Consider the following 12,831-nt stretch of genomic DNA (forward strand, 5'->3'; position numbering starts at 1 on the left):
CGTCATTCGGCCGACGGGGCCTGCTCCCTCCCGATCGGCAGGCCTCTGCCCCAGAGTTCTTCGGCATGCTCCGCGAACCGGTCGAACATGCCGCCGTCGCCATGGCGCCGCAGGTGCATCAAGGGCGAGTCATGGCCGACGAGCCGCGCGAGATGCGGCGTGACCAGCGCGTCGTGGTCGAATCGGAACACGGAAAGCGACACATGGTTGATGGCATCCAGCGGTGCGCTGAACCGAGCCTCCAGCCCTTCCAGGCCGAGGCGCTCCAGGTGCTCCAGCGTGATGCGGATCCGGGTGGACACGCTCAGGGCCACGTCCTCGACGGCCTCCCGCTGCCGCGTCACCTCGCCCCCCGGGTCGCCCAGCAGGAACCGCACCCGGCACCCTGACGCCACCTTCCGGCGGAGCGTCTCGGGGAACGCGGGGACCTGCGTGAAGAAGAAGTAGTTGGTGTACCCGGCGAGGAACAGCTCTTCCTCGGCCCCGTCCACCAGCTCGGCCCACGCGGTGGACGGGCAGGCGGAGCGATACGGGTACGAGTGCACGAGCTCGCGGTCGTTGCCCGTCTTGATCCGGTCCTTCACGGCTTGCGGCCACACCATCTCTTCATCCACTCCCAGCGCCCGGCAGGCATCGGCCCTGTTCCTCGCGTGCGGTGTCAACTCGGCGTCACCGAGCCATCGTTCCACCTGCTTCGCCGATACCCCCACCAGGTTGGCCAGCCTGCGGGGGGTCATGCCCGCATCGTCCAGGGCTGAGCGCAGTCCCGTATTCACCTGTCAACCCCCTTGGCGTGGACGTTTGGGCCTTCTTCGAAGCTACCGCCGAGGCGTCCCAACTGTCCTCAATTCGGGGGGAGATACGTCCGAGAGGGCGAGCGACGATCACCGAGTCGGTCACAACGAGCCGGCACGATCCAGGGGAGCAACGCATGTATGCGAGCCATCCGCCCGGCAACGGTGACTACACGCTGCCGCCTTCGGCCCCACCGATCCACGGCGTGCAAGGGTGCGAGCCGTGCTCCAACCTCGTCGCCGAGCTTCGTCATGCGGTGCAGGGCAGCGACCCCTCGGCCGAGGTAGACGCGCGGGTGAAGATCAGGCGGCACATGATCCAGGCGCACGGCACGGAGATCCCGTTCTTCGCGGGCTGAGATATCCCGCTCACCCCTCCCCAGCTGGTCTAGACCCCCTGCTACCGTCGCCGGAGCACAGCGGTGTGCGGGCCGGTTCCGGAGTATGGGCCGGTCACGGCGGAGAGGGGCTGCAAGGTGGGCACGGACAGGGTCGCGCGGGCATTCATCGGGTCGTTCACCACGGCGGGCGGGCGCGGGGTGACCGCGGTCGCCGTGGACGAGGCCACCGGGGCGCTCACCCCGCTCGGGTCCTCGGATGCCCTCGCCAATCCTTCGTTCCTGGTGCCGGCGGAGGGCGGAGCCGTCCTGTACGCCGTGGGGGAGAACGCCGACGGGGCGGCTGCCGCCTTCGACGTCAGCGAAGACGTTCCCCGGCTGCTCGGTGAGCCCGTGCCGGTGGGCGGCGCGGGCCCCACCCATCTCGCCCTCGGCGCCGGGCACCTCGTCACCGCCAACTACGACTCCGGCAGCGTCACCGCGCTCCCGGTCCGCACCGACGGCAGCCTGGGCCCGGCCGCGTCCGTCCTCGCGCACCACGGCTCCGGCCCGCACCCCGACCGCCAGCAGGAGCCGCACGCCCACCAGGTGCTGGCCGACCCGAGCGGCCGCTGGGTCGTCAGTGTCGACCTCGGTACCGACTCCGTACGCGTCTGTGCGCTCGACCCCGGGACCGGCGCCCTGCGGCTGTACTCCGAGACCGTCCTGCGGCCCGGCACCGGCCCCCGTCACCTCGCCTTCCACCCCGCCGGCCGCCACGCGTACGTCCTCAACGAACTCGTGCCGACGCTCACCGTGTGCCGCTGGGACGCGGAGGGCGGCAGCCTCGAACCGCTCCACGAAGTGCCCGTCGTCGAGGACGGGGTCACCACGGCGACGTACCCCTCGGAGGTCGTCGTCGCGCTCGACGGGCGCCACGCATGGGCGGCCAACCGCGGGCACGACTCGATCGCGGTTCTCGCCCTTGACGCAACGGGTGAGAAGGCCCGCCTCGTCACCACCGTGGACTGCGGCGGGCACTGGCCGCGCGATCTCACCCTGGACCCGTCCGGGCGCCGTCTGTACGCCGCCAACGAGCGCTCCGGCGACGTGACCTGGTTCGACATCGACCCGGCCACCGGCATCCCCACCCGGGCCGGATCCATCGACGCGCTCGCCGCCTCGTGCGTCGTCTTCCGCTGAGCATCGGGCTGAGCATCGACATCGAGCTGAGCAGCAATACGGCGGGGCCCGCACCGGCTGTCCGGTGCGGGCCCCGCCTTTCGCGTTGTACGTACGGTCAGTGGACCGGCGATCCCTGCGGCTGCGGGGTGATGCCCAGCGCGGCCGCGTACTGCGACAGGACCAGCTTGCCGATCGCCGGGTAGGCGCCGAGCGCCTCGGCGATCGCGCACTCGGCTTCCTTGGCGGCGGCGTCGAGCAGCCCCTCGGCCACCTCCGGGCCGATCAGGTACGGGGCGACGGCGAGCTGCACCGAACCCGAGCCGCGCAGCTGAGCGGCCATCGCCGCGATCGCGCCCTCCTGGTCGAGGGCGGCGGCCATCACCGGCACGGCGAGGCGCGCGGCGAGCAGCATGCCGGTGATCCCGGCCGCCTGGACGGCCTCCTCGCCGCCCACCGTCGCCAGGATGATCCCGTCGGCGGCGGTCGCGACCGTGAAGAGCCGGGCGCGGTCGGCGCGGGCCAGACCGGCCTCGGAGAGCCGCACGTGCAGGCCCTCGGCGAGCAGCGGGTGCGGGCCGAGCACATCGGTCAGCTCGGCGGCCGCGCGGCTGTCCATGATCGCCTGACGTATCCGGCGGATCAGGGCGCTGTCGGGGCCCGCGAGCAGCGGGACGACCACGGCGGCCGGGCCCTCGGGCTCGGCGACCTCGCGGCCCGCGGCACGCGCCTGCTCGACGCGCGCGCTGCGCTCGGCGGCGGTGTGGGCGAGAACGGCGTCGAGCGTGGGGTACTCGGCGGATTCGGCTTCGGTGCTGTCCAGGTAGCCGATGCGGGCGTGCAGGCCGGGCAGTTCCGAGCGGGCGATGCTGATGACCTCGTCGGCGAGGCTGCGCACAGCCGGGCCGGGAACGCCGGGAACGGCGAGAACGAGCGCGGGCGCGCCCTCCGGAGCAACCACCGGTTCCGGGCGGCGGTGCCGGCCGGACTGGCGGGGTCGCGGCATTCGTACGGGCAGGCCGGATGCTGGCCCAGTGGGGGTGCTCATGGCGTCGCATGCTACTGGTTTTGCGTGGGCGGCTGTTCGGGGAGGGGACAGCTGAGCGGTATCTGTCCCGTTTTTCCCGGAGAGTGGCATAAAGATCAACTGTCCTGATCTGTCGGGGCACTCATGCGCGCTCGGACTCACTCGCCCTCACTCGGTCGCGACCCACAACATGCGCGGGTCCCGTGGCAGTCGCAGCTCCCCGACCGCGAGGCCCGCCGCGATGAGCAGCGAGCCGTCGAGCGGATCCCCGGCCGCCTCGACCCTGCGCGCATACGGCAGTTGACGGCGGAACTCCTCCCTCAGCGGTACGAGAAGGGGCTCGCCCAGCCTGAACAGGCCGCCGGTGAGCGCCACTTGGGGCTCCTCGCCACTGCCCGCCGGGCAGACCGCGGCGGCCGCCCCGACGATGTGCCGGGCCGCCTCCCGCAGAATGCCCGCGGCCACCGGATCGGCGTCGGCGCAGCCCGCCACCTCGGGCGCGAACGAGGCGAGCACGGCGGGCCGGTCGCCGCGCGGATACAGCATCCCGGGCAGCTCGCCGGGCGCACCGAACACCGCCGTGAGCCGGTCGAGCAGCGCCGCCGAACCGCCCCGCCGCCCGTCGTGGGCGCGCAGCGCCGCCTCCAGGCCGGCCCGGCCGATCCAGGCGCCGCTGCCGCAGTCGCCGAGCAGATGCCCCCAGCCGTCGGCCCGCCGCCATCCAGCGAGATCCGTGCCGAGGGCGATCATCCCGGTCCCCGCGGCGACCACCGCCCCGGCCCGCACGCCGAGCGCCCCCGCGTACGCGGTGACCGCGTCGGCGGCCAGGGCGAGCGTGCGCACGCCGAGCGAACGGACCAGGGCCCCGGGCAGCTCGTCCCGCAGTTCGTCCCCGAGCGTGGCCATCCCGGCCGCGCCGATCGCCACCGCCGCGATCCGGGCCGCTCCGGTGCGTACCCTCAACTCCTCGGCTGCGGGAAGCAGTTGACCGAGGAGATGACCGGCATCGATCCCGCCGGGACCGGTCCGTACCGGCTCCTTCGAGGTGATGACCTCGGCCGGGGAGCCCGGCTCGGCGCGGCGCAGCGCGAACCGTACGCCGGATCCCCCCGAATCGACCCCGAGCACCCAGGGGGCGCCGCCGTCCGTCACGGCAGGCGCCAGTCGACGGGCTGGGCGCCCTGCCGCTGGAGAAGTTCGTTCGTACGGCTGAAGGGCCGCGAGCCGAAGAAGCCGCGGTCCGCCGACATGGGGGAGGGGTGCGCGGACTCGATCGCCGGGAGGTCGCCGAGCAGCGGCCGCAGGTTGCGGGCGTCCCGGCCCCACAGCACCGACACCAGCGGGGTGCCGCGCGCGACCAGCGCCCGGATGGCCTGCTCGGTGACCTCTTCCCAGCCCTTGCCCCGGTGGGCGGCGGGCTTGCGGGGAGCCGTCGTGAGCGCCCTGTTGAGCAGCAGCACCCCCTGCCGGGTCCAGGGCGTCAGGTCGCCGTTGGACGGCCTCGGCGCGCCCAGGTCGGAGTTCAGCTCGCGGAAGATGTTCTCCAGACTGCCCGGCAGCGGCCGCACTTCGGGAGCCACCGAGAACGACAGGCCCACCGCGTGCCCCGGCGTCGGATAGGGGTCCTGGCCGACGATCAGCACCCGCACCTCGTGGAACGGCTGCTGAAAAGCCCGCAGCACATTCGGTCCTGACGGCAGATAAGTGCGTCCTGCCGCGATCTCCTCCCGGAGGAAGTCGCCCATCGCGGCGACCCTTCCGGCCACGGGTTCCAGTGCGTCCGCCCAGCCGGGCTCGACGATCTCTTTCAACGGTCGTGCTGCCACGGCCGTCACTCTACTGGCGCAGCACCCGCCGCATTCCCGCCCCCGTCAACCTCAGCCGATCACCGCCGCCCGTACGCACAGCACGTCCGGCAGGTGCGAGGCGAGCAGGCTCCAGCTGTCGCCGTCGTCGGCGCTCGCGTACACCTCGCCGTTGCGGTTGCCGAAGTACACCCCCGCCGGGTCGGCGTCGTCCGTGCACAGTGCGTCGCGCAGCACCGTGCCGTAGTGGGCGTCCTGCGGCAGGCCCGCCGAGAGCGGCTCCCAGTTCTTGCCCGCGTCCTCGGTGCGGAAGACCCGGCACCTGTTGTCCGCCGGAACCCGGTCGGAGTCGGCCGTGATCGGGAAGACGTAGGCGGTGCCGGAGCGGCGCGGATGGGTGGCGGCCGCGAAGCCGAAGGTGGAGGGCAGGCCCGCGCCGATGTCCGTCCACTGCTCACCGGCGTCGTCGCTGCGGTAGACGCCCCAGTGGTTCTGCAGATAGAGCCGGTCCGGGTCGGCCGGGTCCTGGGCGATCTTGTGGACGCACTGGCCGAACTCCGGGTTCGGGTCCGGCAGGAACACCGCCGAGACGCCCTTGTTCGCGGGGGCCCAGCTCTCCCCGCCGTCCTTTGTGCGGAACACGCCCGCCGTCGACACGGCGACGGTGAGCGCCCGGGTGTCGCGCGGGTCCGTGACGATGGTGTGCAGGCCCTCGCCCCCGCCGCCGGGCACCCACCGCGAGCGCGTCGGATGCTCCCACAGGGGCCGTACCAACTCGAAGCTCTCTCCGCCGTCCTCCGAGCGGAACAGCGCCGCCGGCTCCGTCCCCGCGTACACCACACCCGGTGCCTCGGGCCCCGCCGGGCGCAGCTGCCACACCCGCTCAAGGGAAGTGCCCGTGAACTCGGGGAACTTCACCGCCGGTTGCTTCGGCTCGGTCCAGGTGCGGCCCAGGTCGTCGGAGTGGAACACCGACGGGCCCCAGTGCATGCTGTCCCCGCCGACCAGAAGCCGGGGCGACGGCTCGTACCGGGTGTCGACGGCGACGGAGTACACCGCCTGGGCGTTGAAGTGCGGCCCTTCGAACTCCCAGGTCCCACCGCGCCTGCGGCCGACGAAGAGCCCCTTGCGCGTACCCACCGTGAGCAGTACCTCGGTCATGCCGGTCCCTCCAAAACGCCGTTGTTCCGGATAGTGGCCAGTGTGCACCCGGCCACTGACAACGGCCTCCAAGACGGGAAAGAGGCAGCTCAGAGGGGTTCCGTCACCGCTTCCACGAGGTAGGGGAGGAATTGCTCGGCCAGAGCGCCGGGCGTCAGGGCGTCCGGCTCCACATAACTCTGCCCGAGCGCTCCCTCACGCAGCGCGACCACGACCCGGACGAGTTCGGCCAGATCCCCGCGCGGCCGGAGCCCGGCCCTCGCCAGCAGGCCGCCGAGCAGGGCCGCCGCCTCCTCGCGCAGCCGCGCGTCATGATCGGCGAGCCGGGCGGCCGCCTCCGGATTGCGGATCGCGTACAGGGTGAACTCGGTGGTCACCAGGAACCAGGTGCGCTCGTCGGGCTCGACGTGCGCGAGCAGCGCGGCGACCCGCGTCACCGACAGATCGCGGTCGTCCGTCCCGTCGGCCAGCCTGGTGATCCGCTCCAGCTCGCGCGCCGCGTGCGCGTCGAAGAGCGCGAAGAACAGCTCCTCCTTGGAGGAGAAGTTGGAATAGAACGCGCCCCGCGTGTAGCCCGCGCGCCGGCAGACGTCCTCGATCCTGGCCGCCCCGAAGCCGGACTCGGCGAACACCTCCAGCGCGGCGTCGAGCAGCCGGGCCAGCGTCTGCGGCCGCCGCTTCGTCGTTCCCTTGGGCACTTGTCGCTCCCGGACCCTTGACAGCGCGTACGCACTCGGAAAGCATCCGAGACGTATCGGATACGTGAATGTATCCGATACGGGCTCTTCGGCAACTCCCTCCAGGAGGAACGCACATGAGTGACGAAGGCGCGGCTCAGGCCCCCGCCGAGGTGATCGCGGGCGCGGCGGGCCCCATGCCCGAAGGGGTCACCATTCCCATGCCGCCCGTCTTCGAGAACGTCGAGGAGGAGCGCCGCCACCGCAAGGAGCAACTCGCCGCCGGATTCCGGCTGTTCGGCCGCTTCGGCTTCTCCGAAGGAGTGGCCGGGCACATCACCGTCCGCGACCCGGAGCACCCCGACCGGTTCTGGGTGAACCCGTTCGGGATGAGCTTCGGCCGGATCAAGGCGTCCGACCTGATCCTCGTCGACCACGAGGGCAACCTCGTGCACGGCACCCGCCCGGTGAACCGCGCTGCGTTCGTCATCCACGCCGCCGTCCACCAGGCCCGCCCCGACGCGATCGCCGCCGCCCACTCGCACTCCCTGCACGGCAAGGCGTTCTCCTCGCTCGGCATCCCGCTCGACCCGATCACCCAGGACGCCTGCGCGTTCTTCGAGGACCACGGCCTCTACAGCGACTACCGGGGCGTCGTCAGCGACGCCGAGGAGGGCAAGCGGATCGCGGCCGCCCTCGGCGCGTACAAGGCGGTGATTCTCCAGAACCACGGGCTGCTCACCGTCGGCCACTCCGTCGCCGAGGCGGTGTGGTGGTTCATCACCATGGAGCGCTCCTGCCAGGCCCAGCTCCTCGCCATGGCCGCCGGCACCCCCCGGCACATCGACCGCGACACCGCCCTGCACACCCGCGGCCAGCTCGGCGGCCACTTCGCGGGCTGGTTCCAGGCCCAGCCGCTCTACGAGCAGATCGCCGACTCCGACCCGGATCACGTCAACTAGCCGTCTCCGTACGGCATTTCGGGCCGAACGCGGCATCGCCGACATCGCCGGGGAGCCCGCCGAATGCGGCATGCCCGGCTACGGCGAGGCGGACCGGCAGAGCGCGGGCATCCACACCCGCCGGCGGGCCCGCGCCTTCGCCTTCGAGAAGAGCGGGGCCCGGCCCGCACAGTCAACCTGGTTCACGCTGTGGCGCTCGGCCCGCTCCGGCGGCGCGACCTCCGTCGCCGCGGTCGCCCGGAACATCCCCGCCGGACGCACCCCCGGGCTCGTACCGCATCGCTTACCGCGGCGACAGTGCGACGAAGGGCCCGTTCACCGGAGTGAGCGAGCCCTTCCAAGTCCCATGACATGCAGGACAGTCGAGTGTCAGACCGAGCGGTGGTACTGGTGCGGCACGTGCACGTCGCCACCCAGTTCACGGGCCGCCTGGCGGGCCCACGACGGGTTGCGCAGGAGTTCGCGGCCCAGCAGGACCGCGTCCGCCTCGCCGTTCGCGAGGATCTTCTCGGCCTGCTCCGGTTCGGTGATCAGGCCGACCGCCGCGACCGCGAGCGGGCTCTCGTTGTGCACGCGCTCGGCGAACGGCACCTGGTAGCCGGGCTCCGTCGGAATGCGTACGCCCGAGGCGTTGCCGCCGGTCGACACGTCGAGGAGGTCCACGCCGTGCTCCTTGAGCAGTGCGGCCAGGCGCACCGTCTCGTCGGCGCTCCAGCCGCCTTCCTCCAGCCAGTCGGTGGCGGAGATGCGGAAGAAGAGCGGCAGCTCCTCGGGCCACACCGCGCGTACGGCATCGGTGACTTCGAGGGCGAAACGGGTGCGGTTCTCGAACGAGCCGCCGTACTCGTCGGTGCGCTTGTTGGAGTGCGGGGAGAGGAACTGTCCGATCAGGTAGCCGTGTGCGCCGTGGATCTCGACGACCTTGAACCCGGCGTCGAGGGCCCGGCGGGCCGCATCGGCGAACAGGCCGACGGTTTCCTTGATCTGATCAACCGTCAGCTCGGTGGGAACGGTGTGGCGCTCGTCCCAGGCCACCGCGCTCGGGCCGACCGGCTGCCAGCCCTCCTCGCTGTCCGGAGCCAGCGGCGCGCCGCCCAGCCAGGGGCGGTCCGTGGAGGCCTTGCGGCCGGCGTGAGCGATCTGGATGCCGGGGACGGTGCCCTGGCTCTCCAGGAACGCGGTGATCCGGCGCAGCGCCGCGACCTGGGTGTCGTTCCAGATGCCGAGGTCTGCGGGCGAGATCCGGCCCTCGGGGCTGACGGCCGTGGCCTCGACCAGGATCAGGCCGGTGCCCCCGGCGGCGCGGGCCGCGTAGTGGGCGAAGTGCCAGTCGTGGGCCACGCCCGCGTTCGGCCCGAAGGCCTCCGCCGAGTACTGGCACATCGGCGCCATCCACACCCGGTTCGGGACGGTCACGGACCGCAGGGTGTAGGGCTCGAAGAGGGCACTCGCAGCAGACACGGCAGACTCCAGTCGACATGGCCCGGGGCGCCGGTGCGGCGTCGGGAACGCTTCGTACGATAACTCTCGTAGTACGGGGAATGTCAAACTACGATGAGCCTCGTACAATGAGCTCCGTGACCACCGCCACGAACACCCGTGAACTCGCCCACCCGGCGCGCGACGAGATCCGCCTGGAGTGCGTCCTGCACGCGCTCTCCGACCCGATGCGGATGCGGGTGGTCCGGGCGCTCGCCACGACCGGGGACGAACTCTCCTGCTCGCACTTCGTGCTGCCCGTCACCAAGTCGACGACCACCCACCACTTCCGCGTGCTGCGCGAGGCCGGCGTGATCGAGCAGGTCTACCGGGGCACCGCCAAGATGAACGGTCTGCGCCGAACCGACCTCGACGCGCTCTTCCCGGGCCTGCTCGACAGCATCCTGGACGCGGCCGGACGAGAGGCCGAGCGGCTCGGCGGCGACGCCTGAGCCGCTCGCCTGAGCCGTGCGGGCGCGGCCTCAGCCCGTACCGAGCGCCGCCGTGAGGAGCCCGTCCCAGTCGGGGATCTTCACCGAGCGGCGCCCGAGCGACTCGCCGAGCTCGGCCTCGGCGCGCTCGATCGCCAGCCAGCCCTGCCAGGTCACCGGGTGGAGGCCCAACTCCCGCAGTGCGTCGAGGGGTTCGGCCGCCACCGGGCGCTCGGCGAGGCGCGGGGCGTCCTGGAGCAGCGAGGTCACCGTCTCCTTCGCGCAGGGGCGGTTGGTGCCGATCACGCCTGTGGGGCCGCGCTTGATCCAGCCCGCCACGTACTCGCCCGGCGACACCGTCCCCTCGCGCAGCACCCGGCCCGCCGCGTGCGGCACCGTCCCCGTCGCCGGGTCGAACGGCAGCCCCTGCGGCGGCACCCCGCGGTAGCCGACTGCCCGCAGCACCAGCTGTGCCTCGATGTGCTCGTACGTGCCGGTGCCGAGCACCCCGCCCGTGCCGTCCGGCACCGTCCGCTCGAAGCGCACCGCGCCCACCCGGCCGTCCCGCTCCACAAGCTCCGCGGGACGCAGATAGAACCGCAGATGAAGTTGGCGCACGCCGTGCCGCTGCCCGCGCCCGACCCAGCCGCGCAGCACCTCCACATTGCGCCGGACCGCGCCCGGCAGCGCCGAGGGGTCCACGAAGTCCGGGTCCCGGGCCAGCTCGGCGGCGTCCACGGTCACGTCCGCCCCCGGCAGCGCGCCCAGCTCCCGCAGCTCCTTGGTGGTGAAGCGGGCCTGTGAGGGGCCGCGCCGGGCCGCCATGTGGACCTCGCGCACCCGGCTGACGGCGAGCGCGCCGAGCGCGGACTGCGGCACGTCGGTCGGCCGCAGCTCGTCCGCGCCGCGCGCCAGCATGCGCGCGACGTCCACCGCCACATTGCCCGCACCGATCACCACGGCCGAACGGGCGCCCAGGACAAAGGCGTCGGCGTCGCTGTCGGGGTGCGCGCTGTACCAGGACACGAACTCGGTCGCGGAGAAACTGCCCGGCAGGTCCTCGCCGGGAATCCCCAGGTGCCGGTCGGACTTGGCTCCGACGCAGTACACCACCGCGTGGTAGAGCCGCAGCAGCAGCTCGGGCGGGACGCCGCCCGGACCCACCTCGACATGCCCCAGAAAACGGATCCTGCCGTCCTCCAGGACCGTACGCAGATTGTTCTGCAGCGACTTGATCTTCTCGTGGTCCGGGGCGACCCCGTAGCGGACCAGGCCGTACGGGCACGGCAGCCGGTCCAGGACGTCCACATGGACCTCCGCGACCGCGCTCTGCTCCACCAGGCTCTGGGCGGTGTAGACCCCGCTCGGCCCGGATCCGACGACGGCGATGCGCAGCATGGCGGGTGCTCCTTGGGAGAGAGAACCGCAGAAGACCGCAGAGGACCTTCAGGATGGCACCGCGGTGCGCATGGCGGATAGGTATCCGCCGCCGGTCAGGGGGTCGGTTCCGGCGGCGCGCCCAGCTCCCAGTCGAGCCCGTACCGCTGGAACAGCTCGGCCCGCAGGGTCGTCGCGTCCATCGGGGCGCCCGGAAGGAGCGCGGCGAAGACGGCTCCCATCAGGTTGGCCCGCAGCAGCGGGTACTCGGTGTCCACGTCCTGCGAGCCGTACCGCTCCACCGTGTCCCGCAGGAGGGCGGCCAGACGCTGCTGCTCGGGGCACTGCACGAACCCCTGGGCCTGCAGGATGCCCGCCATGTGGGCCCGCATGAGGACCGGCTGGGAATGCGTGAGCCCGAGGATCGCGTCTATGGCGCGGGCAAGGCGCTCGTGCCCGTCGGTGGTCTGCGGCTCGCGCTCCAGGCCCGCTTCGAGGGTGAGATGCATGAGGCGGTGCACCGCGGACTGGAGCAGCTGGCGCTTGCCCGGGAAGTAGTACGACACCAGGCCGCGGGCCGAACCGGCCCGGTCCGCGATGTCGCCGAGGGTCGTCGACTCATAGCCGCGTTCCGCCACCAGTTCCACAGTGGCTTGCAGCAGCCGCTCGCGAGAACGCCTGCGCAATTCTTCATTGACCGATGCGCTGCGCGGGGACATGCTGTAACTCCTGCGTTGACTGGCTTGGAGCCAATATACTCAGGCCGTCGTGGGACGGTACCCCTTCGCCGGGGTCTGACCTGCGGCGTCGGCTGCTCGTTCGGGGTGACGCGGGGGATCACCCCGAACGGGTGGCCCCCCTTTCCTCCGCCCCCTTCCGGTCACTCCTCGACGCTGCTCAGCGGCCGTCCCCGGCCAGCGCGAGCACCGGCAGCAGGGCCTGGGGGCGCTCGTCCACCGGCAGGTGGTCGACGAAGTGCACCGCACAGCCGAGCGCCGCCGCGCCGCCGTCGGCCCGCCGGTCGTCGCCCACCATCAGAACCTCGCCCGGGTCCTGCCCGAGTTCCTCGCAGGCCGCCCTGAACAGCCGCTCGTCCGGCTTCTGCACCTCGTGCTCGAAGGACAGGACGTACGCGTCCACGAAGTCGTCCATGCCGTGCGCACGGAAGACCGGCCGCAGGTCCCACCCGATGTTGCTGACCACGCCGATCTTGATGCCGCGCTGCCGCAGCCCGCCGAGAACCCGCTTCGTGTCGGGGTACGGGCGCCAGGCTGCCGGGGTCATGTGGCGGTCGTAGAGCAGGTCGTACAGGCGCGGATCGGGCAGCTCCACCTGCCGCGCGAGACCGGTGTACGTCTCCCGGTGGAGCTCGCTGCTCCGGTCGCGTACGGCCCACAGGTCGGCCAGATGGTCGGGCAGCTTCAGCGGGTTGGCGCCGCCGGGCAGTGCGCCCGACTCCTCCAACTCCCTTGCGCAGCGGGTGAGTTCGGCGTCCGGCAGAGTGGTGCCGGAGGCGTCGAGGACGGCGGAGAGCCAGTCGTGGACCGGCTCGACGCGGAAGAGTGTGCCGGAGAAGTCGAAGAGAACGCCCTTGATCGTCATGCCCGCGATCCTCGCTC

At 72.1% G+C, this 12,831-nt stretch carries 14 protein-coding genes; 4 read left to right on the plus strand and 10 right to left on the minus strand.

The window, feature by feature from the left end; genetic code table 11:
• Positions 1 to 2: 2 nt before the first annotated feature.
• A complete protein-coding gene (locus tag ABD346_RS08705) occupies positions 3 to 602 on the minus strand; it encodes an XRE family transcriptional regulator (protein ID WP_344374437.1) in 600 nt (199 codons plus the stop codon).
• A 329-nt stretch (positions 603 to 931) separates the two neighbouring features.
• Here ABD346_RS08705 and ABD346_RS08710 point away from each other — a divergent pair, with 329 nt between their 5' ends.
• Together ABD346_RS08710 and ABD346_RS08715 are read left to right on the plus strand one after the other, a co-directional pair.
• Positions 932 to 1,153 (plus strand): hypothetical protein, encoded by a 222-nt coding sequence (locus tag ABD346_RS08710; RefSeq protein WP_344373558.1) that lies wholly within the window; start codon positions 932 to 934, stop codon positions 1,151 to 1,153.
• A 117-nt stretch (positions 1,154 to 1,270) separates the two neighbouring features.
• A complete protein-coding gene (locus ABD346_RS08715) occupies positions 1,271 to 2,314 on the plus strand; it encodes a lactonase family protein (protein WP_344373559.1) in 1,044 nt (347 codons plus the stop codon).
• A gap of 97 nt (positions 2,315 to 2,411) precedes the next feature.
• Here ABD346_RS08715 and ABD346_RS08720 read toward each other — a convergent pair whose 3' ends face one another.
• The 5 genes from ABD346_RS08720 to ABD346_RS08740 all read right to left on the minus strand — a co-directional run bounded on the left by ABD346_RS08720 (position 2,412) and on the right by ABD346_RS08740 (position 6,984).
• Complete coding sequence (locus ABD346_RS08720) at positions 2,412 to 3,341, minus strand: sirohydrochlorin chelatase (protein WP_344373560.1); 930 nt, start codon at positions 3,339 to 3,341, stop codon at positions 2,412 to 2,414.
• Between the two features lie 147 nt (positions 3,342 to 3,488).
• Positions 3,489 to 4,472: an N-acetylglucosamine kinase gene (locus tag ABD346_RS08725; protein ID WP_344373561.1), complete on the minus strand. Its 984-nt coding sequence runs from the start codon at positions 4,470 to 4,472 to the stop codon at positions 3,489 to 3,491.
• Positions 4,469 to 5,146 carry a uracil-DNA glycosylase gene (locus tag ABD346_RS08730; RefSeq protein WP_344373562.1) on the minus strand — a complete coding sequence of 226 codons (678 nt, stop codon included), beginning with the start codon at positions 5,144 to 5,146 and terminating at the stop codon, positions 4,469 to 4,471. Before ABD346_RS08730 ends, ABD346_RS08725 begins: the two co-directional genes overlap by 4 nt.
• Positions 5,147 to 5,197: 51 nt before the next feature.
• Positions 5,198 to 6,286, minus strand: a complete 1,089-nt coding sequence (locus tag ABD346_RS08735; RefSeq protein WP_344373563.1) for a WD40/YVTN/BNR-like repeat-containing protein — start codon at positions 6,284 to 6,286, stop codon at positions 5,198 to 5,200.
• A gap of 89 nt (positions 6,287 to 6,375) precedes the next feature.
• A complete protein-coding gene (locus ABD346_RS08740) occupies positions 6,376 to 6,984 on the minus strand; it encodes a TetR/AcrR family transcriptional regulator (protein WP_344373565.1) in 609 nt (202 codons plus the stop codon).
• A 116-nt stretch (positions 6,985 to 7,100) separates the two neighbouring features.
• On the opposite strand from ABD346_RS08740, the gene ABD346_RS08745 reads away from it, so the two are divergent.
• On the plus strand, positions 7,101 to 7,925 hold the full coding sequence (locus ABD346_RS08745; protein ID WP_344373566.1) for a class II aldolase/adducin family protein: 825 nt from the start codon (positions 7,101 to 7,103) through the stop codon (positions 7,923 to 7,925).
• A gap of 369 nt (positions 7,926 to 8,294) precedes the next feature.
• Here the strand turns inward: ABD346_RS08745 and ABD346_RS08750 are convergent, their stop codons facing one another.
• On the minus strand, positions 8,295 to 9,386 hold the full coding sequence (locus ABD346_RS08750) for an NADH:flavin oxidoreductase/NADH oxidase (RefSeq protein ID WP_344373568.1): 1,092 nt from the start codon (positions 9,384 to 9,386) through the stop codon (positions 8,295 to 8,297).
• 107 nt (positions 9,387 to 9,493) lie between these two features.
• Between ABD346_RS08750 and ABD346_RS08755 the strand changes: the two genes are divergently transcribed.
• Entirely contained in the window at positions 9,494 to 9,856 is a 363-nt protein-coding gene (locus tag ABD346_RS08755; RefSeq protein WP_344373569.1) for an ArsR/SmtB family transcription factor, read from the plus strand.
• Between the two features lie 30 nt (positions 9,857 to 9,886).
• On the opposite strand, the gene ABD346_RS08760 is transcribed toward ABD346_RS08755, so the two are convergent.
• The 3 genes from ABD346_RS08760 to ABD346_RS08770 all read right to left on the minus strand — a co-directional run bounded on the left by ABD346_RS08760 (position 9,887) and on the right by ABD346_RS08770 (position 12,814).
• Positions 9,887 to 11,233, minus strand: coding sequence for an FAD-dependent oxidoreductase (locus tag ABD346_RS08760; protein ID WP_344373570.1), 1,347 nt, complete (start codon positions 11,231 to 11,233; stop codon positions 9,887 to 9,889).
• Positions 11,234 to 11,328: 95 nt separating this feature from the next.
• Complete coding sequence (locus ABD346_RS08765) at positions 11,329 to 11,931, minus strand: TetR/AcrR family transcriptional regulator (protein ID WP_344373571.1); 603 nt, start codon at positions 11,929 to 11,931, stop codon at positions 11,329 to 11,331.
• Between the two features lie 178 nt (positions 11,932 to 12,109).
• Positions 12,110 to 12,814, minus strand: a complete 705-nt coding sequence (locus ABD346_RS08770; protein ID WP_344373573.1) for an HAD family hydrolase — start codon at positions 12,812 to 12,814, stop codon at positions 12,110 to 12,112.
• Between the last annotated feature and the right edge of the window lie 17 nt (positions 12,815 to 12,831).

This window comes from Streptomyces mauvecolor (assembly GCF_039532965.1).
GTDB classification, from domain to species: Bacteria; Actinomycetota; Actinomycetes; order Streptomycetales; family Streptomycetaceae; genus Streptomyces; species Streptomyces violascens.

What these genes read in the sequence shown, in the direction of transcription:
- ABD346_RS08705 (WP_344374437.1), bottom strand. Translation starts at nt 602, where the DNA reads ATGGTGTGGCCGCAAGCCGTGAAGGACCGGATCAAGACGGGCAACGAC.
- ABD346_RS08710 (WP_344373558.1), top strand. Translation starts at nt 932, where the DNA reads ATGTATGCGAGCCATCCGCCCGGCAACGGTGACTACACGCTGCCGCCT.
- ABD346_RS08720 (WP_344373560.1), bottom strand. Translation starts at nt 3,341, where the DNA reads ATGAGCACCCCCACTGGGCCAGCATCCGGCCTGCCCGTACGAATGCCG.
- ABD346_RS08735 (WP_344373563.1), bottom strand. Translation starts at nt 6,286, where the DNA reads ATGACCGAGGTACTGCTCACGGTGGGTACGCGCAAGGGGCTCTTCGTC.
- ABD346_RS08745 (WP_344373566.1), top strand. Translation starts at nt 7,101, where the DNA reads ATGAGTGACGAAGGCGCGGCTCAGGCCCCCGCCGAGGTGATCGCGGGC.
- ABD346_RS08755 (WP_344373569.1), top strand. Translation starts at nt 9,494, where the DNA reads ATGAGCTCCGTGACCACCGCCACGAACACCCGTGAACTCGCCCACCCG.
- ABD346_RS08760 (WP_344373570.1), bottom strand. Translation starts at nt 11,233, where the DNA reads ATGCTGCGCATCGCCGTCGTCGGATCCGGGCCGAGCGGGGTCTACACC.
- ABD346_RS08765 (WP_344373571.1), bottom strand. Translation starts at nt 11,931, where the DNA reads ATGTCCCCGCGCAGCGCATCGGTCAATGAAGAATTGCGCAGGCGTTCT.
- ABD346_RS08770 (WP_344373573.1), bottom strand. Translation starts at nt 12,814, where the DNA reads ATGACGATCAAGGGCGTTCTCTTCGACTTCTCCGGCACACTCTTCCGC.